The sequence below is a fragment of the Exiguobacterium sp. BMC-KP genome, from assembly GCF_001275385.1.
Classification (GTDB): Bacteria; Bacillota; Bacilli; order Exiguobacteriales; family Exiguobacteriaceae; genus Exiguobacterium_A.
The window spans coordinates 730,946-753,792 of the sequence record NZ_LGIW01000015.1; the positions used below are offsets into that span (position 1 = coordinate 730,946).

Here is a 22,847-nt window from a genome sequence, read left to right on the forward strand (position 1 = left end):
AATGACGTCCATTTTTCTTATGTATTGTCTTGTTTATGATACAGGTAGAGAATGGAAGGTGACAATATGAAATGGAAAGAAATACCGAAACCAATTAAAGTACGTCTCATCACATCGTTTTTTAACCGGGCTGTCTCGTTTTCGATCATGCCGTTCATGGCCCTCTTGTTCGTCAAGGCATTCAACGAAGTCGTTGCTGGTGCATTTTTAATTGCAATGGTCTTCGTCAGCTTCATCACTAATCTACTCGGCGGATATCTCGCTGACCGCTTTTCCCGTAAACGCCTGCTCGTCACAACATCGACGTTGACGGCACTGACATTCATCACGATGACGATCTCGTTAACGCTTGACTGGATGTTGCTATTTATGGTCATTTACGCTGTCTTCTCGGTGACGAGTAACCTTGGTCGCCCGGCGATGAGCGCAATCATCATCGATGCGACGACGAAGGAAAACCGACAAGCGGTCTACGCGCTTGACTACTGGCTAATCAATCTCTCAATCGCCATTGGAACGGCGCTCGGTGGCTGGCTCTACGTCAGCAACCAATTACTCTTGTTCTGGATCTTGAGCTTTACGTCGTCCGTTTTACCGATCGCTTACTACCTGTTCCTCGAAGACACGCCGAAGACGTGGCAACGCCAAAAATTACGTGGCGTTCTCACGGATATCTTCAACAGTTATCAACTTGCTTGGCAAGATCGCCCGTTCGTCAGAGTTGTCTTCGGTTCAATGTGTATCTTAGCAGCTGAGTTTTCGATGGGGAGCTACGTTGCCGTGCGACTCGCTGATTCGTTCGAACCGCTCGCATTTGCCGGTTGGTCAATCAATGGAGTCCGAATGATGAGTATCATCAACATTGAAAATACGTTACTCGTCGTCACGTTGACGTTCATCGTCCAGCGACTTGCGAAACGATTATCACCACGGCGAACGCTTGCTGCAGGTCTCATGCTGTACACGATCGGTTACGTCGTCGTGACGAGTGCTAACAGTATGACGGCACTGATGGTCTTCATCTTCATCGCAACGATTGGCGAGTTGCTCTACTCACCGGTCTTGAACACACAAAAAGCGAACATGATGCCGGCCGATCAACGCGGGGCGTACTCGGCATTCGCGGGAACATCGTTTGCTGGAGCCGACTTACTCTCACGGTCGACGATTTTAGTCGGGACATTTTTGATCCCATCGATGATGAGTGTCTATCTCGGACTGATCCTGTTGACAGGCTTCGGATTGGTCTACACGAGCTTGTTCGTGAAGGAATCCGTCGAGCGACAGCGAAACGTATCTTAATAAGGGGGAATCGACATGAATTTACCAGATACATTAGAAACACCACGACACTTATTGCGCCGTTGGCAAGAAGACGATGCAGAAGCACTGTATGCTTATGCAAAGGAACCGAACGTCGGACCGAAGGCAGGCTGGGCACCGCACGCCTCACTTGACGAGAGCCGAGAAGTGATCGGAATTTTTCAAGCGTCACCTGGCGAATATGCTGTGACGGATAAGGAAACCGGTGAAGTGATCGGGAGCTTCGGTTTTCACTTCAACCGTCGCCCGGATGAGTCGATCACGCATGACCGTCAAGTCGAGATCGGCTATGTCCTTGCGCCTGACTACTGGGGAGAAGGACGGATGCCGGAGATCGTCGAAGCGATGCTTGATTTTATCTTCCGGGAACTACCAATCAATATCGTTTGGTGCGGACACTTTGATTTCAACGACCAATCACGCCGTGTCGTTGAAAAACTTGGCTTTACGCATGTTCTTGACCGACCATTCGTCTTAGAACGGATTGACGGACGAACCGTGATCAGTCGCGTTTACAACTGGACACGCGAGCGGTATGAAGTAGGACAAGGAATAAAAAATACGTAATAAAATACAAAGCAAGTCATCAGCGATTTTCTCTTAAACCGAGAACTTCGCTGTTTATTTTGTCTGCAATGTAAAAAAAACTTTACTTTAAGTCAAAAAAACTTTACTGTATATTTATGGGAATGATTAATTTTTGATGAGAGGAGAGAGGACTTGGGAATCAAAAGTGAGGGGAACATCAAGAATCGACTAGCTGTCTTAAGAGCTGAAAAAGGATGGTCGCAAAAAGAATTAGCCGAGAAGGTCGGAGTCAGTAGACAAACCATCATTTCCTTAGAGGGAAATCGCTATAGTCCCTCATTGATTCTGGCATTTGAGATTGCTTATTTGTTTGGTCAAGACATCAATGAAGTATTTCAATATGACCGAAAGGAAGAGGGAAAATGATAATCATCAACTTAGTTTTAATGCCGATTTTTCTATTGAGCTTGTTTGTATCTTTGACATTCATATTTGGTGAGGAAGGAAAAGATGAACGGGGTAGACGGATTATTTCTAGCGCTTATACATACACCTTTCCGATTTTTCCGATTGGTTGGTTACTATTAGAAACCTACCATCGGAGTTACGATCCCCTGACGTTTGTCGATTATCGAAATACATTAGGATTACTGATTCCTCTCACTTTCATTATTTTAGGTAGTGTGATTTTTACATTAAAAAGACGAGTATAAATCATTGATATAACTAAAATAATGTACGATACTCATTACACTTTAAAAATCATAAGACAAAGTAGCGACGTTCTCCATGTAGAGAATGTCGCTGCTTTGTCTTATTTTCTACTTAAGAATTAAGTGATTAATCTGTCTGACTGTTTTTGGTTGAACGGATAAAAGTAACTGCAATCGTAATAGAGGTCAAAACGTAACTCACGAGCACAGCAGTGATCTTTGACAAATCAAACACAGAAAGCAGCAACAGTTGGGGCACGAAAAAGACGACCACTGCAATCGGCAAAATCCATGTCTTCGTCTGCCATGCCGTAATGAGGATACAAATAATCATTAAGGCGCAAATCACCCAGCCGACGTTTGGAGATAACGTAATCTTTGGCGAATCGATAAGTCCATTGACGACTAGTAGTCCGATCATTAACAGAAGGTGAACGCTACCATGAATGCCGTAACGCATGATACGAGGACGAGCAGTATTACGTAAAGCATCTTGACGGAAGAGAAGCGCGAGAGTCGTCAAGTAAACGGCGCTAATTAGTAGAAAGCCACTGACGAGCAAGATACTGAACGTCGTTGTACCATTTAGGAGGTTTTGTAAATATAAAAAGCTAAACGCACCAAGATACACTTGCATGATCGTCCAAAAGGCTTGTTTTGAATCAAATGCCATCTCTTTAGATATCGACTGGATATAGTCAGCAGGACTCTCACCTGTGATCGCACGAACCGATTTTCCGTCTGCTTCCGCTTCGATCAGGTGATCTTCGAGTTCGGTGACGATCTCATTCGTTGCCTGTTCATTTTTACCGGAAGCAAGTAGGTATACCTTTAAGTCTTCCAAAAATCGTGTTGATTCCGTCGATAGGGTCATCTCATTCGTCCTCCTTTAAAATGCTTTCGACACTCGTCGAAAGGTGGTGCCATCTTTGCTTGAAGGCGGTGAGTTCTTCAACACCGCTCGTCGTAATCGAATAGTACTTTCGTTTTGGCCCTGAGGGAGAGACGCGTGAGGTTGCTTCGATCCATCCGAGTTTTTGCATCCGGATCAATAAAGGGTAAATCGTTCCTTCGCTGATGTCAGCGAAACCGTATGCTTTAAGTTTCGTCGCCAGTTCATAGCCATAAATCTCTTCTTCCGCAATCAGTGCGAGTAAGCAGCCGTCGAGAATTCCTTTTAACATTTGCGTCGATGACATCCGCATCTTCCTTTCGCTACTTGGTATTACAAGGTAATGATACGCTAAGCTATTTTGTATTGCAAGGTAGTGTGTACAATAAATCCAATGAATTTGAGGAAGAAGCTTTCATGACAGATTAATATGTAATATATTACTTATATGAAACCTACAATTAATGACTTATCCATTGCACGACTTCCTCTCAGTGAGGAAGTGTATCGGCGCCTGCAGCATCATATCATCACCTTACGCCTCGCCCCAGGAGAGAAGGTGAATGATCAAGCACTCGCGGAAGCGTTCGGCGTCAGTCGGACACCGGTCCGCGAAGCCTTGAAACGACTCGAAGAGGAGGGATTGATTTTTGCCAAACGGGGCTCACGGACAATCGTGACGGAACTCGATGCCGAACAGGCACAGCAAACCTATCCAATCATCGCGACCCTGCATGGATTGGCAGCGCGTCTTGCGGGACCAATGCTGACGAATGACGATTTAACAAGTCTGAAGGCGATTCATCAGCAGTTTACGGCGGCAATTGACAAGCAGGATACGGAAACGGCACTGGCACTTGACGATGCCTTTCACGATGTCTTCGTAAAACGCAGTCAAAACGATCAACTACGGGAGACAATCCGCCGGTTGACACCGTTGATCCGCCGGCTCGAATACGCCCAGTTCGATCGACTCGGACGTCAGTCGATTGCAGATCATGCCACGATTTTGACCGCGTGTGAAGAACGAGATGTCGAACAGCTCGTCCAAGCGACAGAGCATAACTGGAACGGGCTCGGTCGTCTACTCGTCTCAACATTAAAGGAGGAGAACTGATGCGACCGATTCTCTACGGCATACTCGCAGCGATGTTCTTCGCTGTTACGTTCATTCTCAATCAATCGATGCAAGGGGCAGGCGGTCACTGGATCTATAGTGCCTCACTTCGCTTTTTCCTGATGTTACCGTTCTTTATTGTCATCGTTTTGATGCGCCGCGGGATTGGGCGCGTCTTACAAGCGCTTCGAGCCGACATCGGCTTTTGGTTACTGTATGGAACGATCGGTTTCGGGTTGTTTTACGGTAGCATTTGTCTTGCTGCTGACTACGCACCAGGCTGGTTGATCGCCGGGACATGGCAGTTGACGATTCTAGCGGGACCACTGCTCGCGCCCTTATTTAACCAACGGATTCCGTGGTCGGCACTCAAGTATTCCGTCTTGATTGTCCTCGGTGTCGTCGTCATGCAACTATCGGTCGCGGGAAGTCTATCGCTTCAGTCACTTCTGTTCGGTGCCTTACCGGTTCTGGTCGCTGCGATTGCTTATCCGCTCGGGAACCGGAAGATGATGGAACGCTACGGGGATCAGCTCGATGTGTTTGAACGAATTCTTGGGATGACGCTCGCCAGTCTACCGTTTTGGATCGTTCTCTCCGTGATTGCTTACATACAGGTCGGCTTACCGAGTGTCAGTCAAGTCACCCAGTCCGGTTTCGTCGCGTTGTTCTCCGGGGTCATCGCAACCTCGCTCTTCTTCTACGCAACGTCGCTCGTCCGGACAGATCCAGTTCGATTAGCAGCGATTGAAGCGACCCAATCGTTTGAAATCGTCTTTACCGTTCTTGGGGAGATTCTTTTTCTCCACGCGGCACTGCCGACAGGACTTGCGACAATCGGTATCATCCTTGTCATGCTCGGGATGACGCTGCATAGTTTGAATCAGGCAGAGCGAACCGTCGTTCGTTCCGCTAAAAGAAAAATCAATTGAGAAAGTAGGCTGTCAGATGGTTTTAACAGGTACACTCGTCAATACCGTCCTGATCATCATCGGGACGTTGCTTGGATTGATGTTTCACCGGATTCCGGAACGTATGAAGGAGACTGTTCTGCAGGCGATTGGACTTGCTGTCGTCGTGCTCGGGATGCAGATGGGGATGAAAAGTACGAACTTTTTGATCGTCATCGGGAGTCTCGTCCTCGGTGGTGCGATCGGCGAGTGGTTCCGACTCGATGAGAAGCTCGACCGGATGGGGGCATGGCTCGAACGTAAGATCAGTCGCGGTCGTCCGTCGAACATCGCAGAAGGGTTCGTGACAGCGACGTTGATCTTCGTTATCGGTGCGATGGGTGTCCTCGGTGCGCTCGATGGTGGCTTACGTCAGGATCACGACGTCCTCTATACGAAAGGATTGATTGATGGTTTTACGGCACTCGTCCTTAGTTCAACGCTCGGGATCGGTGTCATGTTCTCAGCGATTCCCGTCTTTCTCTATCAAGGGGCGATTGCACTGAGTGCCGTTGCGATCACGAAATTCATTCCTGACGCTGCACTACAGGAATTCATCCTCGAGATGACAGCGACTGGTGGGGTGATGATTGCAGCAATCGGTCTCAACCTCGCTGGCATCACGAAGATTCGTGTTGCGAACTTGTTACCGGGAATCGTCATCGTCGCGGTCATCGTCACCGGTCTTCATTTGTTCTCATGAAAAATCCCCACTTGTCCGAAAGGACGAGCGGGGATTTTCTGTTTACGTCTCCATCAACGCGTTCGTTGAATAGACAGTAATCGTATGGCCATCGTAATGGAAGTCGTGCAATAACGGTTGATCCGTTGAAAGAGCAACCGGTAAGTAATGCCGGAGATTGCTGATGATGCCCATGTTATCGTCGTCTAAGATCCAGTCGAGCGATTTCCAATCGAGGATGCCTTCGACCGTCATGACTGGTGTCGGAAACGGGCGGTCTTCTAGTTCAGCAAGATAGAGATACATCCCAGACGTCTCTTCTCCGTGTAAGCGGACGATGCCTTTTGGTATCACCGAATCTAACGTGATGCCTGTTTCTTCGAACGTCTCGCGGATGACGGCGGCTTCCGGTGTCTCACCCGGTTCAATCTTACCGCCGACGCCGTTCCACATGCCCATCGCTAGTCGTTTTTGGCGATTGACGAGTAAAAAACTGTCCGCGTGACGGATTAAACAAAGCGTATAACAATCCATGTTCATTACTCCTGTCCTAAAAAATGTGTTTGGTACAGCATCTCGAATTGAGTGGGACCTGCGACCGGCAATTCGGTCGTCGTCGTGTCTTCGATTCGTAACGTCCGCTCGGTTAACGTCTTTTGCCCGCTTGGCGTTCGCATCGCGACGAGACGACCTTTGTTGAACGGGGAAGCGTCGCTCTGCTGAATGATCTGTTCCATCTTCGATAAGTCGTCCGTCGTAATGGCTGTCTCACGGTCGAAGCGATAACCGGTCACAAAGTCTGCTTGTCCCGTCCGTAGCATTTCAAGAACATCACCTTTGCCAATTCGGTAACTACCGCTTGCGGAATGAACCGTCTCCCCATTCAATGGAACCGGAACGAGCGGTAAATTGACGCCGAAGCCGGTATCAAGTAGATGTGTCTCATCCCAAATGATTGCAACGTGTGTCGGACCCGTCGCTGACCAGGCTGCTGATTTCTGATCATAGACGGTCGCTTGCACGAGTCGGACGGGACAGTTCAATTCTAGAAGGACACGATGTAGCAGTCCGTTCAAGTCATAACAGACACCGCCGCGTCGCTCGATCAAGAATGTTTCGATGAAACGATCGTCGGTAAAGGGACGCATGCGTTTCTCGAGCACGGTCGTATTCTCGAACGGTAAATGATAGGCGAAGGCTTCCAGTAAGCTCGGTAATTGATCGAACGTGATCGTCTCAAGCGGATACTCAATCCGCTGTGCTAAGTCTTTCATCCAAGGCATCTCTAGTTCCTCCTTTATTAACTACCTGATTATCCCATATTCCTTCAGAAAATGTGGATTTCAGCCTATATTATCTGAAAATAAGGATAACCCTTTTGTTCGATGGAAATCTTTGATATGCTGAGACGGGATTAATTAAGAATGATTCTCAATGTCGAATCACGAATTAAAGGGGGTCTCACCATGAGACGGAAAACTTGGATGACAGCGTTGACGCTCCTCGTGTTGAGCAGTTTGATGCTTGCAGCTTGTTCAGGTCAAGCAGAACAAACAGATCAAAAGACGCGGACGATCACGCACGAAGCAGGAAAAACGAAGGTACCAGAAAAGCCGAAAAAGGTCGTCGCGCTTGAATTCTCATTCGTTGATGCACTAGACGAGCTCGGTATCACACCAGTCGGGATCGCACAAGAAAACAAGACCGATGTCTCCGGATTACTTGGAAAAGACATCTCGTTCACGGAAGTCGGTACACGCCAACAACCAAACCTTGAAGTGATCAGTTCTTTGCAACCGGACTTGATCATCGGCGACTTCAATCGTCACAAAGGAATTTATAAGCAATTACAAGAAATCGCACCGACGATCATTTTGAAGAGTCGCAATGCGACGTATGAAGAGAATATCGATTCGTTTAAGAAGATTGCGGAAGCGGTCGGTAAAACAAAACAGATGGACGATCGCCTTGCCCTGCATGAAGAGCGGTTAGAGGCAGCGAAGAAGAAGGTTGATCCAAAAGATGACCGTAAAGTCATGGTCGGTGTCTTCCGCGCCGATTCACTCACAGCACACGGTGAGACGTCGTTTGACGGTGAGTTACTCGAGAAGATTGGGATCGAGAACGCTGTTACGAAAACAGCGGAACCGACTGTTACGATCACGCTAGAGCAGATGGTCAAATGGGATCCGGATGTCATCTTCATGGCGGAAGCCGATCCGAAACTGCTGAAGGAATGGAAAAACAATCCGCTCTGGAATCAGATCACGGCGGTCAAGAACAAGGAAGTCTACGAAGTTAATCGTGACCTCTGGACACGCTATCGTGGACTTGACGCTGCTGAACAGATCGTTGACGAAGCGATTCAATTGTTACAACAGAAATAATGAACGACAAAAGCCGGAGCAATCTGGCTTTTCGTCTTGATGAAAGGGGAACCATCCGGTGCAGCGGAAACGTCTGATCTTTGTACTCATATTGCTCGGTTGCTTGGCAGTTTATAGTAGCCTGTTCTTTGGCATCACACAGATGAATCCGATTCACTTAGTCCAAGAGTGGATCAGTGGCACGACATCAAAAGCGGGGCTCGTCCTAACGAATCTGCGCTTGCCACGGCTTTTACTCGGATTGTTGCTCGGAGCGAATCTCGCCGTCGCGGGGGCAATCATGCAAGCCGTGACACGAAATCCGCTCGCATCACCGCAAGTGTTCGGAGTCAATGCCGGAGCGTCATTTCTCGTCGTCCTCAGTCTACTCGTCTTTCCGTCGCTCGGAACGGCAAATTTGATCTACTTCGCCTTTGCTGGCGCCTTAGTCGGCGGGGTGCTCGTCTTTTCGTTCGCCTCCGTTCGCGGGATGACAGCATTAAAACTTGCCCTCGTCGGGATGGCGATTCATCTCTTGTTAACGTCGCTGACGAAAGGCTTGATTCTCTTTAACGACCGAATCACAAACGTCTTGTACTGGCTGTCCGGTTCGCTCAGTGACGCAAGCTGGCTTGAACTACGGATCGTCTTACCGTGGTCACTTGCCGGATTGCTTCTTGCTGCAAGTCTTGCGAAATCGCTCGCTGTCTTCCAACTCGGACAAGACGTCGCGGTCGGTCTCGGTCAAAAAGTGACACGGATTCGCTTGCTTGCTGGGATCAGCGTCGTCTTACTCGCAGGCGTCACCGTTGCCGTCGCCGGAGCGATCGGCTTCATCGGATTAATGGTTCCGCATATCACGCGGCGACTCGTCGGGGAGGATTACCGGATCGTTCTGCCGGTCGCTGCCGTCATCGGTGGACTTCTACTGACGTATGCCGATGTCCTCGCACGGTTCATCGCCTATCCGTATGAGTCACCGGTCGGCATCGTGACATCGCTACTCGGTGCACCATTCTTCCTTGTTCTGGCACGACGCCAGATGAAAGGGGGATTACGATGAAAGACATGCGCCGGATCCTGATTGTCGCGGTGCTCGTGATCTTCGCGAGTTTTGCCTTACTGTCGGTCGGATCAATTCAATTATCGTTATCGGAACTATGGCAGTCATTCTTTGGTGGAAAAGATGCTTTTATCGTTCAAAATTACCGCCTACCGCGAACCGTCCTGGCCTTTTTAGCAGGTGCGAGTTTTGCCTTAGCTGGCGTCGTCTTACAAAGTGTCATCCGTAATCCATTGATTTCGCCGGATGTGATCGGAGTGACGAACGGTGCATCCTTGTTTGCCGTCTTGACGATCGCACTTGTGCCGGATGGTCCGCTCTTGTTAACGCCAATCGCCGCTTTCATTGGTGCGGCGCTTGTCATGATCGCCTTGTTGATGCTTGAGCGGGGTGGGAATGTCTCCCGTAGTTCGTTCGCGTTGCTTGGGATCGCGGTCAGTGCGATCTGTGCTTCCGGGACGGAATACCTGTTGATCAAGTTTCCACTGCAGACGAACGATTCACTCGTCTGGCTCGCTGGGAGTCTGTTCGGGAAAGGGTGGCAGGAAGTGATGATCTTAGCGCCCGTGCTCGTTGTGATTGGTGCAATCATCTTTTATCGCCATCGTCAACTCGATGTCTTATCATTAAGTGAAGAAGTCAGTATCGGTCTTGGGTTACCGATTCAGCGGACGCGGCACGTCTTCTTGGCGCTTGCTGTCGTTCTAGCTGGTGTCGCCGTCGCAACGGTCGGTGCGATTGGCTTCATCGGTTTGATTGCTCCACATATGGCACGGCGTCTCGTCGGTCATAAGCATCTAGCTGTGTTACCGATGGCACTGTTGCTCGGTGGTGGGTTACTTGTCGTCGCGGATGCGCTCGGTCGAGGGATACATCCACCACTTGAAGTACCAGCCGGATTGATCACAGCAATCATCGGTGTGCCGTATTTCCTATATCTCTTACGGAGAGAACGGACGGCATGATGTTCGATCTACCAAAAATGGAGTCCTAGCGATTACGCGAAGGACTCCATTTTTTATGAAAGGAAAGAAGTACACACCTGACGAATCATGGCGACATCTTTCTATATTTATTTGGCTTCAAGTTGGTTTGATTTTTCTACTTCTTCTTTATAGTTTGCTAAAAACTCATCAACGGAAACGTTATTAGCGTTTGGATTCGATTTAATGGTTAATTTACTCGAAGAAATCGATGTGCTTTGATCGTCTACATGGGATGGGATTTCAAGTACCAATTGATCACCTAAACCTGTCTCAAGACCACTTTTTCCAAAGTTAAAAGTTCGTGTGACATACGCTTCAGCATAATTTTTTTGATTCTCTGAATAGACTTTGACATCAGAAATTTTGTATTTGAATGAATTCAGCTGCTTTTTATCGACTTCCGTAGTGGACAAAAAAATCAATACAGCCTCATCCCCTTTAGATAACTTTGAAAGGTTAGTATGTGCTAACGGAGTGTTGTCTAAGAAATCTGCTTTTTGTTGCTCAAGCACTGTAGTGAAAAAATTGAAGGCTTGTTCCTCGGTGATGCTACTCTTAGATTTTTCTTGTGCAACATTAGAATCGGCAATCGCATTACTCCATAAGAAACCAGCATATAGGATGACACCTAAAGTGAGGGTGGAAAAAATAGCTTTTTTCACTATCGCGACCTCTTTCTGTTATTTGATTAATGTTATTATATAACAAAAAAACCAAAAAAAGGAAAGGGTATAAAAATGAGTAAATCGAATTCTAAGAAAAAAAGGAAAAAGAAATTTTTAGTACTATTTTTAGGAGTTATAGCTCTCATTGTATTACTCATGCCGGTCCTATCACCTATTCTGTTTACGGATGCTACGCCTAGAGGAGCTCTTCGACACGAACTATACAAACAAGTCTATTACTATCAAAATTACTTTGCGATTATTACGGAACAAGATCCTGTTGCAGAACCTTACCATATGTTTTGGTATGACTGGAAAAGTGAAACGGGAGGAACGCCTTTTATCTGCTATTCGAAGAAGGTCAATGAGGAAAAATATGCTGTTTCCTGCGGTACGGGTCCTTAAAGTGGTATCTTATATAAAATAGAATTGAGCTACATAAATCAGGCTTCCTGACATCGTGTAATCACGATGCTAGGTAGCCTAATTTTTAATTCATAATGTATCGATTCAAGGAGAATCTTTATGCCGAGCGGATTTCTGTACCTAGATTCAAGAAGATTTCTTCTAAGGACGCTTCTTCTACCTCGAGTCGATAAACATGGATCTGTTGTGAGACAAGATAAGCATTGATCGTCGCAATATCCTGTTCACTTTGGACGATGAACGTTGACTGAGTCGAGGAGACATTGACGTCTTTCGCAAGCGTCGACAACTTGGACTGCAAGTGTAGTTGCATCTCATTGTCGAGTAACGCATGTTTGACGTGAACGGTAATGTTGTTCTGATGCTGTTCCCGTAGCTCCTCCATCGTGCCTTGCGTCTGAATCGATCCATCCTGCATGATCGCGATTTCCGTACACAGTTTTTCGACCTCGTCCAAGTTATGAGACGTTAAAAAAATCGTCGTTCCGTCTGCTGCAATCTTACGAATCAAAGTATGGATCCCGAGAATCGAGTTGGCATCGACGCCAGAGGTCGGTTCATCTAAAAACAAGATATCCGGTCGATTGATTAAAGCTTGAGCGATGCCGAGCTTTTTTTTCATCCCGAACGAATAGTTCTTCGTTTTCATATCGATCGCGTCTTCGAGTTGTACTTCACGGAAGACTTGTTTCAACTCGTCCGTCGTCGTCTTCAGACCGAGGACTTTGCTGAAATACTTCAAGTGATCGAGCGCCGTGAAGTTTTCGTAAAAGGTCGAGTAATCCGGCAGAACGCCGATTCGGGTCCGGACGTCCTTCAAAGAATCGTTCGGCGCTCCGAGTAACTCGAACGTCCCGGACGTCGGGCGGACCAGTCCCGTGATCATATTGATGAACGTTGATTTACCGGCTCCATTTTGACCTAGGAATCCGAAGATAGCCCCTTGCTCGATCTCGAGATTCAGCTGGTTGACGACGGTCTTGTTGCCGTATTGTTTCGTTAAATTGGTTGCACGAAGGGCTAACATCAGAGATCTCTCCTTTTAAAGATAATTAGACTCGTCAAGACGAAAACAGCGATATGAATCAAGACAAGATAGGTGTAGGCAGTATTTTCTTGCGTGTAGTAGTAATACGGTGTCAGGTAAGAGATCGTATCGATGATGACATTCTTTGAAATAAGACTCCACATCCCGATGACCGGTAGCGCGATCGAGATGAAGATTCCGACGAACATCGTCATCGAGGAATTACTGACGACTGTTGAAAGAAACAACGATAATCCGATGAAATAAGAGACGAAGATGATACTTTGAATTAAATCGACGAAATGAAACGACTTTGAAAATGGAACGATCAATAAGAGGGCAACTGTCAGACAAAGCACCCAAAAGGATACGTTGCCTAAAAACTTACCGAAAATGATGTTTTCACGGGACGTTTTTGTCGCAAGAAACCGAATCGTCTTCGACTCAATCTCTTTATTGACGCTACTGTGGGAGATGCTCGTCACGAATAAGGGAGCAGCTAAAAACAGAAGTAACATCAATCCGATGATATACGCATTGTTACCTAAACCGAGTTCACTGAGTTGCCCTTTGAACTGGCTGACGAGTTTAGCAGAACCATTCGTCACCCCGAACAAGACGACGATGATCAGGATGGCACGGATGCTTTGAAAAAGTGATTTGAATTCGCGAAGCGTAATGGCAAACATATGTAGACGCACCTTTCTCTAAGTAAAATTAATATTGTCGCGCTAGCTTCTTATTCTTCGATACATTCGTGATACCAGCAATCAAGTAAGCGATTGAACCGAAAAGTCCAGCGAGTAACGTAAAAATTCCTCCGAGAATCGCCGTAATAATCAACAGCTTTCCAGCAGAACCACTTTTGCGAATCCGGACGATTGAGAAGATGCCTCCTAATGTACATAAGAGTGAGACAGCACCGATGTACAAGAAGAATTGTTGAAAGGATATGAGGATTTGAGAAGCCGTGACATCCGTGATGTTCTCGTCACGAATGAATTGATCGACCAAGTCCTTCATCCCAGCGTGATCAGCAATCGATCCAGATAACAGGAAACCTCCTAAACACAATGATCCGAACAAAACGATACCGATGACAGCAAAGATGTACTCTGTTGCTCTTTTCAAGTAAAACACTCCTTTTCCTTATTTTTCCTATTTGACATTCCTAAACTACCATGACTTGAATCTCTATTACAAGTGAAAAAATGAATATATTTTAATTATTTATTGGTTAAATGTTTAATTAATATCAAAAATACTTTAACTTTGTTTAAATAAATGCTATTGTGAATACATGGGAGGGAAATGGAAAATGAAGAAAGATGATGTTCCGGATTGGATTTTATCTCTAGAATTGGAAGAAGTGGAATTCGTGAAAAAATTTATCGTCAGTTCAGGTTCCTTGAAGGAGCTAGCAAAACATTATGATGTCTCCTATCCGACCGTCCGGATTCGCGTCGATCGTATTATTCAGAAAATCGAAGTGAATGAGAAAATCGAGAATGAACCGTTCATTACATATATTAAACAAATGGCAATTGAGGATCGCATTACGATTGAGGATGCAAAAAAAATAATCGGAAAATATCGACTTGAGAGGGGTAACAACGAATGAACTTTATCATTTCTGCTTTATTCATCACCGTCGGATTAGGATTACAGCAACTATTATCGAGTCGAAATAATCCGTATCTTGGCGTCATTATGCCAATTCTATTGACAATCGTCATGACATGGCGATACCTCGCTGGTGGGTACAATAGTTTTCTTGCCTATGCTTTAATTTTAGGATTCGGTTGGATTGTACTGTTAGTCGAATGGTCAAATGGTCGGAAATCTTTTAAAAGGCAGCAAGAAAAAGAACTAGAGCGGATGCGTGTGCACGATACATTATGATGGGGAGCATACATATTTTCTATAGGAAGACGACTTAAAAGAGGTCGTTTTTTTAGTAAACAGAAAAGAAAGATACTGCAGATCAAAGCATACAAACAGGTAAAGTAATGATTGTCAAAAGAAGCAAACGACTTTAACTTCTTCAATACAGAGTCTACGAATTCTAAAAAAAGTGAGTGGAAAAAATGAACCGTAAAATAATGACTTTCTTAACAGTATTGAGTGTTACTTTAACTAGTTCCTTCATGTATGTGGTATCTGCGGGTGGAAAACAAAAGACGCTCACGCAACAACAAAAAAATCAATATTATGAACAGTATACGATCATACTAAAGACCATAAATAAAAAGTACCAAAACGCAGAACTAGAACTAATCGAACAAAAGGATTTCAAAGAAAACGATTGGGTGACACCGAAACGTTTTCAAAAATTAGTTGATCAGCGAGTACAAGTAGAGTTCGGATCGACATTCGATTTCTCTGAAAAAGAAGCTTACTCCAAATCAAAATCGGTTCATGCAAAAGGGACGTCAGTCGCTATTTCGATCACTGGTACATTTGATACAGAACTTCGTGAGGAGGCAGGAAGACAAGTCTTTGACACTCTCACGTCTATGACGTCAAAACCTTCATCGAGTAAGGGGACATGGACGCAGCTTGGGTATAACACTACTTTGATGGATGGCGGAAGAGCATACGATGTGACGGTCAGTGGGGAATTCATTCAACATGGTATTTCTTCCAAACATAACATTTCACTGGAGTTTTATTGTAGCGCAGAAGGTGCAATCAATTAATTCAATAATTTTTTTAAGCAGAACAATAAGAGGCACTGATATGTATCATAAATGGTAGATAAAAGAGACTCTTGCATAAGGTGTAAGCGTCTCTTTTAACTGCCTTCATACGTTAAAGAAGCAAGGCAATCGACAAGTGACTTCGACATTTTTTCACAAAAATCATACGTATGATATACTAATTTATGTAAAATTTCGAAAAGAGGTGAATGATATGGATGATAAAACACAAAAAACCTTACGGATGTGGCTGAGTATTCCTAGATGGATGCGTACTCTTGTTCCGGTTCTCATATCTTTACTTGTTGTACTCGGTGCAATTTTTAAAGCAGTAGAGATGCTGATTCATCCTACTTCACTTTCGATTTCACTCTCGGATCTAGTGATTTGTTTCATCCCGTCCCTTGTTTTAACTGTAGTGATTATTAAAAATACGAAGTAATCGACAGAACACTCATATGTATAAAGGAGATGAGACGATGGATCCGCGTAAGAAAAAAGTATATTTTGTTGGATATATTCTCTTTTTAATCGTGCTATTGATAGATTATTTGTTCGTCCCGAATACAACGTTTTATTCTGTCTTATGGGTGCTGCTTAGTCTTTTCATGGCATTTAACATTTATCTGTTCTTTCTTAAACCCAAAACGGATTGAGAAAGAGCTGAAGTCATTTTTAGTAATTCGCTAGTCTAGAAAACAGCCATATTCGAATTATTAGGATGTAAAAGAAGAGGGTTAATCATTTCAATGACGAAATGATTAACCCTCTTTACTTTGATTAAATAAGATAAGTGATGTGTTGCTTACTCTACTCTATCTAGAGCAGCAGCTCCGATGACGCCTGCCTGTCCTTTCAATTCGGCAAGACGGATATCGATTTTTGAACGAAGGGACGGATATACAAGTTCCCGAACACGTTCCAGCAACGCTTCCCAGTATAACTCAGCAGATCCCGTAACACCTCCTCCAACGACGATGACTTCCGGATCAATCGTGTGGATAATGTTCGCAAGTCCAGTGGCTAGATGATTAATAAACCGATCCCGCTCTTGCGGATGGGCGAGTAATCTCTCAATGGACGAGGCATTTAGTTCAAAGGCGCGTGACTGTAGTGCTGTACCACTGGCATATCCCTCAAGTGATCCTCTATTTAACACAGGGTGCACGGGACCTGATGAGTCGATAATCGTATTGCCAATCTCACCAGCGTATCCATTAGCTCCACGGATCAGTTTTTGCTCATAGACATAACCTCCGCCTATTCCTGTACTGACAGTAACATAGTAGACAGATGATGAGTGACGTCCTGCACCGTATAACGCTTCACCGAGAGCCGCAGCATTAGCATCGTTCTCAAGCGAGACAGGTAAATCGAAGGCAGAGGAGAGTGGAGTTACTAGGTCGACCTCATCCCATCCTGGTAAATTTGGTGGAGATAACAGAAGTCCAGTTTTTGCATCGAGAGGACCGGGGGCAGCAATTCCGATGTTCGACAGGTCGAATTCTTCTGAAAAAACGTGTATTGCGTGCTTGATATTCAATAGCGTCTGGGATGGCCCTGCCATTGGATTGGTCGGGAACGATAGCTGTTTAATGATTTTATGTTGATCGACAACAGCGACACGAGTCTGCGTCCCACCGAGATCGATACCGATTCGATGTAGGGTTGTTGTTTTTAGAGAAGGACCTGTGATCAAGACGATCCCGTTTCCTTTGATGAGAAATGTGCTATCTGCCGGAAGAATCGCAGTCACTCCAACAGACAGGAGGACGTGATCCAATTCAATCGTCCCTTCGATGACTGTAATGACGCGAAATAGAGGGCTTGAATCTAACTTATGCATCGTTCTAATCGTCCATTCTTCGACAAAGAAGTCCGGTGTCTGCGTTAATCTCTTACGAAAAGGAGTGAGCATGACGGTAGGCTCTGTGTACTGAAAATGGGGGAAACGAATCACGCGACGGGCTTGTGCCAGATGGAGTGGCCGCTTCTCTCCAGACACTGGGTCAGGCCGGTCATAATCATATAGTCGATAGGTTGTATCTGAATTTTGCTGGATTTCAAGTACGACGCAACCTTTTGTCAATGCATGTACTGTTCCAGCTGGTACATAGAAAAAATCGCCTTTAGAAATCGGGACATGCTGAAGGGATTCTAGAAAAGTGCCTTGACGAATGGCTTCATCAAGATCAAAGGGAGAGAAGAAGGAATGTCCATATATGAGGGATGCGTCTTCCGGACAGTCCACGATATACCAGCATTCATTTTTTCCGAATGGTTGCTGTTCATAACGTTTGGCATCCATGTCGCTTGGGTGCACTTGAACGGATAAGTCCTCCGCAGCATCAATCCATTTTAACAACAGTGGAAAATCAGAGTTGGTCTCCATGCCAAAGATTTCAGGGTGATTTGACCATAATTCTTCTAAGGTGAGTCCCATCTTTGGACCTGACTGGACGCGTGACATGCCGTTTGGATGACTCGCTACTGTCCAGACTTCTCCCGTCCGTTGTTCTTCAGGTATCGAAAATCCGTACTCTTGAAGCTTCTGTCCGCCCCAGATTCGGTCTTTTAAAAGCGGCGTAAGATAAATTGGTTTTGGCATACAAATTCCTCCTTCATCGTATTTTCATAAACAACTCTACACTTTTATGAAATAAAAATAAACAAATTAATTATCAAGTATAGACATGGGATAATTAATCCGTATAATCAAAGTTGTAAGCGATTACAAATGAGGAGGAAATTTTAGATGAAAAAAATCATGTTGGCGTGTAGTTCAGGGATGTCGACAAGCATCCTGGTGTCAAAGATGCAGGAACATGCGAAAGAACTCGGGGAAGAAGCTAAGATTTGGGCAGTTGGACAAGATCAGGCAATGAAGGAAATGGAGGGTGCGGATGTCATCTTGATTGGACCACAAATGCGATTTCTACTATCAAAATTTCAGCAAGCGACAGAGAAACCGGTCGAAGTCATCGATATGATGGCATATGGGATGGCGGACGGAAAAGCAGCTTACGAACAAGCTGTGAAGTTAATGGGGTGAACGATATGCAGACAAATGAACAGACGATGGAGCAAATCGCATTCACGATGATCCTACACAGTGGAAATGCAAGAAGTACGATTCGTGAAGCAATCGAAGTGTACAAAGATGGCACATTCGAAGACTTCGAACTTTTGTTAGCAAATGCGAGATCTCAATTGCAAGAAGCGCACCAAGTGCACTTTAGTCAGGTTCAGAAAGAAGCAAGCGGTGAACCAACCACCCTTTCCTTACTGTTATTACATGCTGAAGATCACCTCATGTCGACGCAGACGATGCTTGATTTAACGACCGGACTCATCGAACTCATGGAACATAAGTTTTCCAAAAAATAATAAGGAGTGTTTGAAATGACTGAGAATAGTAAGTGGTTTGATTTGCTAAGTCGTTTTTTGATGCCGATGGCGGCATTTTTGAACAATAGTCGTTACTTGCAGACGTTACGTGATGCATTCATGCTTGCTTTTCCGATTACGATGTTTGGTTCCTTGATTGTCGTCGTCGCGAATCTACCGTTCCTTGATAAGTTCATGTCCCCGGGTGTCTTGGATGCCTTTAAGACATCACTTGGAAACGCTCCATCCGCCACAATGGGCATCATGTCATTGTTCGTCGTATTCGGTATCGGCTATTATCTGTCTAAAAGTTATGAGGTCGAAGCTGTATTCGGTGGTGTCATCGCACTTGTTTCGTTTTTATTACTTACTCCTTTCTTTGTTTCAATCGAAAATGTCGCCGATCCAGTAGGCAACGTCATCCCACTCGACCGTCTCGGCGCAAAGGGCATGTTCCTAGCCATGATCACGGGATTCCTAGCAGGAGAGATTTATCGCTTCATCGTTCAAAAAAACTGGACGATCAAAATGCCTGCTGGTGTGCCGACAGCAGTCGCCAAATCGTTCTCTGCCCTTGTCCCGGCATTACTTACGCTCACCGTATTCCTCGGTATTAACATTGCCGTCACTTCACTGTTAGATACGAACTTACACGATCTCATCTTCAATCTTGTTCAAAAACCACTCGTCAATCTAGGGAACGGACTCTTCCCGACATTAATCGCCATCTTCTTTGTTCAACTGTTCTGGTTTTTTGGATTGCACGGACAAGTCATCGTCAACTCGGTCATGGATCCGATTTGGAATACACTATCCCTTGAAAACTTGAATGCGTACACGTCGAACGGAGAAATTCCGAACATCATCAGTAAACAATTCATCGAGATCTACACGGTTGGAATTGGTGGTTCCGGCTCGACACTCGCTGTCGTGGTTGCCATCTTGTTATTCATGCGATCGAAACAGATGAAACAAATTGGAAAGCTGTCAATCGGACCTGGTATTTTCAACGTCAATGAACCGATGATCTTTGGACTACCAATCGTCATGAATCCATTGATCATGATTCCATGGATTGTCGCACCACTGATTACGGTGACGGTGACGTACTTCGCGATGTCAACGGGGATCGTTCCACCTCCGACTGGTGTTGCTGTACCTTGGACCGTCCCGATGTTCATCAGTGGGATGATGGCAACGAATTCGCTAGCCGGAGGGCTACTACAACTAGTCAACTTTGCAATCATCATGGCAGTCTGGTTCCCGTTCCTCGTCTTCATTGACCGATTGAATTTGAAGAAAGAACGGGAAGAAGCGAATACTACACAAGAGAAAAATCAACAGATCGGATAACGTCTACCGGATGAGTGAAAAATAAGAGATAGGATGTGCTAATAATGAATCAGATAGAGAACAAGACGACTACGATTAAAAAATATGATTTTCCGACGGATTTCTGGTGGGGTACAGCTGCCTCGGCGACTCAAATGGAAGGAGCCGCCTATGAAGGTGGAAAAGGCCCGAACATTTGGGATCACTGGTACGAGGTCGAACCGAACCGCTTTTTTGATGGTGTCAGTGCTTCAGTAGCATCTGACTTTTATCACCAGTACAAACAAGACATCGCTTTAATGAAGGATCTCGGGCACAATTCATTTCGACTATCGATTTCTTGGTCTCGTCTATTTCCAACGGGAGAAGGAAACATCAATCCGGAAGCGGTCGATTTCTACAATCGTGTAATTGACGAGTTGATTGAAGCAGGGATCGAACCGTTCGTCAATTTATATCATTTCGATATGCCGCTTGCCTTACAAGAAAAAGGAGGATGGGAAAGCAGGGAAGTCGTGATGCATTATGTTGCTTATGCCAAAACCTGCTTTGAACTGTTCGGAGACCGTGTCGGAAAATGGTTTACCCATAACGAACCAATCGTCCCGGTCGAAGGGGGCTACTTGTACGATTTTCATTATCCGAACGTCGTAGACTTTAAGCGAGCAGTCCAAGTCGCTTATCACTCGATTCTATCAAGTGCCCTTGCAATCGAAGCATACAGAGATACACAACAAACAGGGAAAATCGGGATCATTCTCAATCTGACACCGTCTTATCCAAGAAGTCAAAGTGAAGCAGATCGACAAGCGGCGCATCTCGCGGATATCCTGTTCAATCGTTCCTTCTTGGATCCATCTGTTTTAGGTACATTCCCCCCCGAATTAATCGAACTGTTAGACGAGCAGAATGCCCTCCCGACGATGGACGAGACGGACCGGCAGAAAATCGCCATGTATACGGTCGATGTGCTTGGTATCAACTACTACCAGCCGAGACGTGTCAAGGTGAAAGAACATCTTCCGAACCCGAAGGCGCCGTTCATGCCAGAGCATCTTTTCGATTACTATGAGATGCCGGGACGAAAGATGAACCGGCATCGTGGTTGGGAAATCTACGAGAAAGGCATCTATGATATCCTGACAAACGTACGTGAGAATTATGGGAACATCGAGTGCTTCATTTCAGAAAACGGAATGGGGGTAGAAGGAGAAGAACGCTACCGAGACGCGGATGGTAGTATCCAGGATGATTACCGGATCGATTTCATCGCAGAGCATCTGAAGTGGGTGCACAAAGCCTTAGAAGAAGGATCGAACGTCAAAGGCTATCATCTCTGGACCTTCATGGACAACTGGTCATGGAGTAATGCCTATAAGAACCGATATGGTTTCGTCGGTGTCGATTTGACGAATCAGACGCGAATAGTGAAAAAGAGCGGTCACTGGTTCAAGCATCTCATCGAAGGAAATGGATTCGTAAGATAAATCAAAGAGGATCAGGGTATATCTAGCCTTGATCCTCTTTTTTTGTTATATTATATGTATATGTCTATACATGGGGTGTTGTCATGTCTAATAAAAAGAAACCAAAGTATGAAAAAATTGCAGATGAATTACGGGAACGAATTCTTAATGGCGGATACAATGTCGAAGAGGCGATGCCAGATGAGATTCAACTAGCAGAAGAGTTTGAGGTCAGCCGGATGACGATGAAGCGTGCTTTAGAAATCCTCGTACTCGAGGGAATCATTTATCGTCAACGGGGGCAAGGAACATTCATCTTACCGTCAAGCTTTTCCCAAGGAAGAATCAACGTGTTAAACAAAGAGTCACAAGGGTTGACGAAGCTGCTCGGGGAGCGGGCTGTCAGAAGTGAAGTGCTTCAGTTTGAGGTTCGTTTTCCGGAAGCCGAGGTCGCGCGCCATCTGATGATCGAAAAGACCGATCCCGTCTATGAAATACGGCGTGTTCGATATGTTGACGACGAACCATATGTGATCGAACATACGTTCATGCCGTCTTCGTTGATTACTGGAGTGACGCGAGAAGTCCTCGATAGTTCGATTTACCGATATATCCAAGAAGAACTCGGTTATACGATTACGAGTTCACACAAGATGATTCGTGCAGACAAGCCGAATCAATGGGATCATGAATATCTCGGGAACGAGGAGACTGATCCCGTCATCGAAGTGGAACAAGTCGTATTCCTCGGTAATGGGAAACCGTTCGAGTATTCGTTCTCAAGACACCGTTATGATAAATTCGTCTTTACGTCTGTATACATCGGTAGATAATGCAAGCGTCGGATCACGTATACGTTTGATTTCGGACTGATGCTACGGTCATTTGTTTGATTAAATTGACTTAAGTTAGAAAGAGGATGGATTTCGACAGAGTGATTCTGCGAAGTGGTCCTCTTTTTTACTGTGTTTTAAAACTGAATGAGACGATGAGATCTTTTGACAATAAACGTTTGTCGGCGATCTTGAGAACCTGAAGCCGGTACTCCACCGTGCTCAGGTTTTTAGTCGTTTCTTGACACGACGATGAATAAAGTACGTGTTATAACGATGGAGTTTCCAGTTGAAAGGATTCATGTCATCTATCTCCTCCGAGACCTAGGAGCACTAAACTGAATATGGTGAAAAAGCTTTCGATGACTGGCAGTTACCCTTACAGGACATAC

Annotated in this window: 29 protein-coding genes; 20 read left to right on the forward strand and 9 right to left on the reverse strand. The window is 45.3% G+C overall.

The features are described 5' to 3' along the window. The first annotated feature begins 66 nt into the window (after nucleotides 1-66). The 4 genes from ADM98_RS09400 to ADM98_RS09415 all read left to right on the forward strand — a co-directional run bounded on the left by ADM98_RS09400 (nucleotide 67) and on the right by ADM98_RS09415 (nucleotide 2,564). On the forward strand, nucleotides 67-1,302 hold the full coding sequence (locus ADM98_RS09400; RefSeq protein ID WP_053453263.1) for an MDR family MFS transporter: 1,236 nt from the start codon (nucleotides 67-69) through the stop codon (nucleotides 1,300-1,302). Nucleotides 1,303-1,317: 15 nt separating this feature from the next. Then, nucleotides 1,318-1,890 carry a GNAT family N-acetyltransferase gene (locus ADM98_RS09405; protein WP_053453264.1) on the forward strand — a complete coding sequence of 191 codons (573 nt, stop codon included), beginning with the start codon at nucleotides 1,318-1,320 and terminating at the stop codon, nucleotides 1,888-1,890. 159 nt (nucleotides 1,891-2,049) lie between these two features. After that, a complete protein-coding gene (locus ADM98_RS09410; RefSeq protein WP_053454520.1) occupies nucleotides 2,050-2,277 on the forward strand; it encodes a helix-turn-helix transcriptional regulator in 228 nt (75 codons plus the stop codon). Continuing rightward, a complete protein-coding gene (locus ADM98_RS09415) occupies nucleotides 2,274-2,564 on the forward strand; it encodes a hypothetical protein (RefSeq protein ID WP_053453265.1) in 291 nt (96 codons plus the stop codon). The genes ADM98_RS09410 and ADM98_RS09415 overlap by 4 nt, the downstream gene beginning before the upstream one ends. Nucleotides 2,565-2,691: 127 nt before the next feature. Here the strand turns inward: ADM98_RS09415 and ADM98_RS09420 are convergent, their stop codons facing one another. Continuing rightward, the gene (locus tag ADM98_RS09420) at nucleotides 2,692-3,438 is read right to left on the reverse strand and encodes a hypothetical protein (protein ID WP_053453266.1); all 747 of its coding nucleotides are present in this window, start codon (nucleotides 3,436-3,438) and stop codon (nucleotides 2,692-2,694) included. A gap of 1 nt (nucleotide 3,439) precedes the next feature. Next, nucleotides 3,440-3,763, reverse strand: coding sequence for a PadR family transcriptional regulator (locus tag ADM98_RS09425; RefSeq protein WP_053453267.1), 324 nt, complete (start codon nucleotides 3,761-3,763; stop codon nucleotides 3,440-3,442). A gap of 141 nt (nucleotides 3,764-3,904) precedes the next feature. Here ADM98_RS09425 and ADM98_RS09430 point away from each other — a divergent pair, with 141 nt between their 5' ends. From ADM98_RS09430 to ADM98_RS09440, 3 genes are read left to right on the forward strand one after another with little or no spacing between them, the layout of a single operon-like run. Continuing rightward, nucleotides 3,905-4,573, forward strand: coding sequence for a GntR family transcriptional regulator (locus tag ADM98_RS09430; protein WP_053453268.1), 669 nt, complete (start codon nucleotides 3,905-3,907; stop codon nucleotides 4,571-4,573). Further along, nucleotides 4,573-5,505, forward strand: a complete 933-nt coding sequence (locus tag ADM98_RS09435) for a DMT family transporter (protein WP_053453269.1) — start codon at nucleotides 4,573-4,575, stop codon at nucleotides 5,503-5,505. The genes ADM98_RS09430 and ADM98_RS09435 overlap by 1 nt, the downstream gene beginning before the upstream one ends. Before the next feature lie 16 nt (nucleotides 5,506-5,521). After that, nucleotides 5,522-6,226 carry a DUF554 domain-containing protein gene (locus ADM98_RS09440; protein WP_035408116.1) on the forward strand — a complete coding sequence of 235 codons (705 nt, stop codon included), beginning with the start codon at nucleotides 5,522-5,524 and terminating at the stop codon, nucleotides 6,224-6,226. Between the two features lie 42 nt (nucleotides 6,227-6,268). Here ADM98_RS09440 and ADM98_RS09445 read toward each other — a convergent pair whose 3' ends face one another. Both ADM98_RS09445 and ADM98_RS09450 read right to left on the reverse strand, forming a co-directional pair. Continuing rightward, nucleotides 6,269-6,739, reverse strand: a complete 471-nt coding sequence (locus ADM98_RS09445) for an NUDIX hydrolase (RefSeq protein WP_053453270.1) — start codon at nucleotides 6,737-6,739, stop codon at nucleotides 6,269-6,271. A gap of 5 nt (nucleotides 6,740-6,744) precedes the next feature. Continuing rightward, nucleotides 6,745-7,488, reverse strand: a complete 744-nt coding sequence (locus ADM98_RS09450; RefSeq protein ID WP_053453271.1) for an arylamine N-acetyltransferase family protein — start codon at nucleotides 7,486-7,488, stop codon at nucleotides 6,745-6,747. A gap of 183 nt (nucleotides 7,489-7,671) precedes the next feature. On the opposite strand from ADM98_RS09450, the gene ADM98_RS09455 reads away from it, so the two are divergent. Genes ADM98_RS09455 through ADM98_RS09465 form a run of 3 tightly spaced genes read left to right on the forward strand, consistent with a single transcriptional unit; the run spans nucleotide 7,672 to nucleotide 10,599 of the window. Next, nucleotides 7,672-8,592 carry an ABC transporter substrate-binding protein gene (locus tag ADM98_RS09455; protein WP_053453272.1) on the forward strand — a complete coding sequence of 307 codons (921 nt, stop codon included), beginning with the start codon at nucleotides 7,672-7,674 and terminating at the stop codon, nucleotides 8,590-8,592. A 58-nt stretch (nucleotides 8,593-8,650) separates the two neighbouring features. Then, nucleotides 8,651-9,634 carry a FecCD family ABC transporter permease gene (locus ADM98_RS09460; protein WP_053453273.1) on the forward strand — a complete coding sequence of 328 codons (984 nt, stop codon included), beginning with the start codon at nucleotides 8,651-8,653 and terminating at the stop codon, nucleotides 9,632-9,634. After that, on the forward strand, nucleotides 9,631-10,599 hold the full coding sequence (locus ADM98_RS09465) for a FecCD family ABC transporter permease (RefSeq protein ID WP_235504867.1): 969 nt from the start codon (nucleotides 9,631-9,633) through the stop codon (nucleotides 10,597-10,599). The genes ADM98_RS09460 and ADM98_RS09465 overlap by 4 nt, the downstream gene beginning before the upstream one ends. A gap of 107 nt (nucleotides 10,600-10,706) precedes the next feature. On the opposite strand, the gene ADM98_RS09470 is transcribed toward ADM98_RS09465, so the two are convergent. Beyond that, nucleotides 10,707-11,282, reverse strand: a complete 576-nt coding sequence (locus ADM98_RS09470) for a hypothetical protein (RefSeq protein ID WP_053453274.1) — start codon at nucleotides 11,280-11,282, stop codon at nucleotides 10,707-10,709. Between the two features lie 75 nt (nucleotides 11,283-11,357). On the opposite strand from ADM98_RS09470, the gene ADM98_RS09475 reads away from it, so the two are divergent. Beyond that, nucleotides 11,358-11,690: a hypothetical protein gene (locus ADM98_RS09475; RefSeq protein WP_053453275.1), complete on the forward strand. Its 333-nt coding sequence runs from the start codon at nucleotides 11,358-11,360 to the stop codon at nucleotides 11,688-11,690. A 118-nt stretch (nucleotides 11,691-11,808) separates the two neighbouring features. On the opposite strand, the gene ADM98_RS09480 is transcribed toward ADM98_RS09475, so the two are convergent. Genes ADM98_RS09480 through ADM98_RS09490 form a run of 3 tightly spaced genes read right to left on the reverse strand, consistent with a single transcriptional unit; the run spans nucleotide 11,809 to nucleotide 13,869 of the window. Then, nucleotides 11,809-12,738 (reverse strand): ABC transporter ATP-binding protein, encoded by a 930-nt coding sequence (locus ADM98_RS09480; RefSeq protein WP_053453276.1) that lies wholly within the window; start codon nucleotides 12,736-12,738, stop codon nucleotides 11,809-11,811. After that, nucleotides 12,738-13,427: an ABC transporter permease gene (locus ADM98_RS09485; protein WP_053453277.1), complete on the reverse strand. Its 690-nt coding sequence runs from the start codon at nucleotides 13,425-13,427 to the stop codon at nucleotides 12,738-12,740. Before ADM98_RS09485 ends, ADM98_RS09480 begins: the two co-directional genes overlap by 1 nt. Before the next feature lie 28 nt (nucleotides 13,428-13,455). Beyond that, on the reverse strand, nucleotides 13,456-13,869 hold the full coding sequence (locus ADM98_RS09490) for a DUF4064 domain-containing protein (protein ID WP_053453278.1): 414 nt from the start codon (nucleotides 13,867-13,869) through the stop codon (nucleotides 13,456-13,458). 187 nt (nucleotides 13,870-14,056) lie between these two features. On the opposite strand from ADM98_RS09490, the gene ADM98_RS09495 reads away from it, so the two are divergent. From ADM98_RS09495 to ADM98_RS09510, 4 genes are all read left to right on the forward strand, one after another. Beyond that, nucleotides 14,057-14,359, forward strand: coding sequence for a DUF2089 family protein (locus tag ADM98_RS09495; RefSeq protein ID WP_053453279.1), 303 nt, complete (start codon nucleotides 14,057-14,059; stop codon nucleotides 14,357-14,359). Continuing rightward, on the forward strand, nucleotides 14,356-14,640 hold the full coding sequence (locus tag ADM98_RS09500; protein ID WP_053453280.1) for a hypothetical protein: 285 nt from the start codon (nucleotides 14,356-14,358) through the stop codon (nucleotides 14,638-14,640). Before ADM98_RS09495 ends, ADM98_RS09500 begins: the two co-directional genes overlap by 4 nt. 185 nt (nucleotides 14,641-14,825) lie before the next feature. Then, a complete protein-coding gene (locus tag ADM98_RS09505) occupies nucleotides 14,826-15,437 on the forward strand; it encodes a hypothetical protein (protein WP_053453281.1) in 612 nt (203 codons plus the stop codon). A 214-nt stretch (nucleotides 15,438-15,651) separates the two neighbouring features. Next, a complete protein-coding gene (locus ADM98_RS09510; protein WP_053453282.1) occupies nucleotides 15,652-15,879 on the forward strand; it encodes a hypothetical protein in 228 nt (75 codons plus the stop codon). Between the two features lie 363 nt (nucleotides 15,880-16,242). Here ADM98_RS09510 and ADM98_RS09515 read toward each other — a convergent pair whose 3' ends face one another. Beyond that, nucleotides 16,243-18,045, reverse strand: a complete 1,803-nt coding sequence (locus ADM98_RS09515) for a type I phosphomannose isomerase catalytic subunit (protein ID WP_053453283.1) — start codon at nucleotides 18,043-18,045, stop codon at nucleotides 16,243-16,245. 147 nt (nucleotides 18,046-18,192) lie between these two features. Here ADM98_RS09515 and ADM98_RS09520 point away from each other — a divergent pair, with 147 nt between their 5' ends. The 5 genes from ADM98_RS09520 to ADM98_RS09540 all read left to right on the forward strand — a co-directional run bounded on the left by ADM98_RS09520 (nucleotide 18,193) and on the right by ADM98_RS09540 (nucleotide 22,455). Further along, the gene (locus tag ADM98_RS09520) at nucleotides 18,193-18,489 is read left to right on the forward strand and encodes a PTS sugar transporter subunit IIB (RefSeq protein ID WP_053453284.1); all 297 of its coding nucleotides are present in this window, start codon (nucleotides 18,193-18,195) and stop codon (nucleotides 18,487-18,489) included. A gap of 5 nt (nucleotides 18,490-18,494) precedes the next feature. Further along, nucleotides 18,495-18,824: a PTS lactose/cellobiose transporter subunit IIA gene (locus ADM98_RS09525; RefSeq protein ID WP_053453285.1), complete on the forward strand. Its 330-nt coding sequence runs from the start codon at nucleotides 18,495-18,497 to the stop codon at nucleotides 18,822-18,824. 15 nt (nucleotides 18,825-18,839) lie between these two features. Beyond that, entirely contained in the window at nucleotides 18,840-20,177 is a 1,338-nt protein-coding gene (gene celB / locus ADM98_RS09530) for a PTS cellobiose transporter subunit IIC (protein WP_053453286.1), read from the forward strand. 44 nt (nucleotides 20,178-20,221) lie between these two features. Further along, on the forward strand, nucleotides 20,222-21,643 hold the full coding sequence (locus ADM98_RS09535) for a glycoside hydrolase family 1 protein (protein WP_152910967.1): 1,422 nt from the start codon (nucleotides 20,222-20,224) through the stop codon (nucleotides 21,641-21,643). Nucleotides 21,644-21,726: 83 nt separating this feature from the next. Beyond that, the gene (locus ADM98_RS09540) at nucleotides 21,727-22,455 is read left to right on the forward strand and encodes a GntR family transcriptional regulator (protein ID WP_053453287.1); all 729 of its coding nucleotides are present in this window, start codon (nucleotides 21,727-21,729) and stop codon (nucleotides 22,453-22,455) included. Nucleotides 22,456-22,847 lie beyond the last annotated feature (392 nt).

Bases quoted from the DNA above. Each gene is read 5' to 3' on its own strand.
- ADM98_RS09435 (WP_053453269.1), top strand. From the start codon at position 4,573: ATGCGACCGATTCTCTACGGCATACTCGCAGCGATGTTCTTCGCTGTT.
- ADM98_RS09515 (WP_053453283.1), bottom strand. From the start codon at position 18,045: ATGCCAAAACCAATTTATCTTACGCCGCTTTTAAAAGACCGAATCTGG.
- ADM98_RS09465 (WP_235504867.1), top strand. From the start codon at position 9,631: ATGAAAGACATGCGCCGGATCCTGATTGTCGCGGTGCTCGTGATCTTC.
- ADM98_RS09425 (WP_053453267.1), bottom strand. From the start codon at position 3,763: ATGTCATCGACGCAAATGTTAAAAGGAATTCTCGACGGCTGCTTACTC.
- ADM98_RS09540 (WP_053453287.1), top strand. From the start codon at position 21,727: ATGTCTAATAAAAAGAAACCAAAGTATGAAAAAATTGCAGATGAATTA.
- ADM98_RS09440 (WP_035408116.1), top strand. From the start codon at position 5,522: ATGGTTTTAACAGGTACACTCGTCAATACCGTCCTGATCATCATCGGG.
- ADM98_RS09455 (WP_053453272.1), top strand. From the start codon at position 7,672: ATGAGACGGAAAACTTGGATGACAGCGTTGACGCTCCTCGTGTTGAGC.
- celB (WP_053453286.1), top strand. From the start codon at position 18,840: ATGACTGAGAATAGTAAGTGGTTTGATTTGCTAAGTCGTTTTTTGATG.
- ADM98_RS09405 (WP_053453264.1), top strand. From the start codon at position 1,318: ATGAATTTACCAGATACATTAGAAACACCACGACACTTATTGCGCCGT.
- ADM98_RS09415 (WP_053453265.1), top strand. From the start codon at position 2,274: ATGATAATCATCAACTTAGTTTTAATGCCGATTTTTCTATTGAGCTTG.
- ADM98_RS09520 (WP_053453284.1), top strand. From the start codon at position 18,193: ATGAAAAAAATCATGTTGGCGTGTAGTTCAGGGATGTCGACAAGCATC.
- ADM98_RS09400 (WP_053453263.1), top strand. From the start codon at position 67: ATGAAATGGAAAGAAATACCGAAACCAATTAAAGTACGTCTCATCACA.
- ADM98_RS09500 (WP_053453280.1), top strand. From the start codon at position 14,356: ATGAACTTTATCATTTCTGCTTTATTCATCACCGTCGGATTAGGATTA.
- ADM98_RS09450 (WP_053453271.1), bottom strand. From the start codon at position 7,488: ATGCCTTGGATGAAAGACTTAGCACAGCGGATTGAGTATCCGCTTGAG.
- ADM98_RS09480 (WP_053453276.1), bottom strand. From the start codon at position 12,738: ATGTTAGCCCTTCGTGCAACCAATTTAACGAAACAATACGGCAACAAG.
- ADM98_RS09535 (WP_152910967.1), top strand. From the start codon at position 20,222: ATGAATCAGATAGAGAACAAGACGACTACGATTAAAAAATATGATTTT.
- ADM98_RS09430 (WP_053453268.1), top strand. From the start codon at position 3,905: ATGAAACCTACAATTAATGACTTATCCATTGCACGACTTCCTCTCAGT.
- ADM98_RS09420 (WP_053453266.1), bottom strand. From the start codon at position 3,438: ATGACCCTATCGACGGAATCAACACGATTTTTGGAAGACTTAAAGGTA.
- ADM98_RS09485 (WP_053453277.1), bottom strand. From the start codon at position 13,427: ATGTTTGCCATTACGCTTCGCGAATTCAAATCACTTTTTCAAAGCATC.
- ADM98_RS09475 (WP_053453275.1), top strand. From the start codon at position 11,358: ATGAGTAAATCGAATTCTAAGAAAAAAAGGAAAAAGAAATTTTTAGTA.
- ADM98_RS09505 (WP_053453281.1), top strand. From the start codon at position 14,826: ATGAACCGTAAAATAATGACTTTCTTAACAGTATTGAGTGTTACTTTA.
- ADM98_RS09445 (WP_053453270.1), bottom strand. From the start codon at position 6,739: ATGGATTGTTATACGCTTTGTTTAATCCGTCACGCGGACAGTTTTTTA.
- ADM98_RS09495 (WP_053453279.1), top strand. From the start codon at position 14,057: ATGAAGAAAGATGATGTTCCGGATTGGATTTTATCTCTAGAATTGGAA.
- ADM98_RS09525 (WP_053453285.1), top strand. From the start codon at position 18,495: ATGCAGACAAATGAACAGACGATGGAGCAAATCGCATTCACGATGATC.
- ADM98_RS09510 (WP_053453282.1), top strand. From the start codon at position 15,652: ATGGATGATAAAACACAAAAAACCTTACGGATGTGGCTGAGTATTCCT.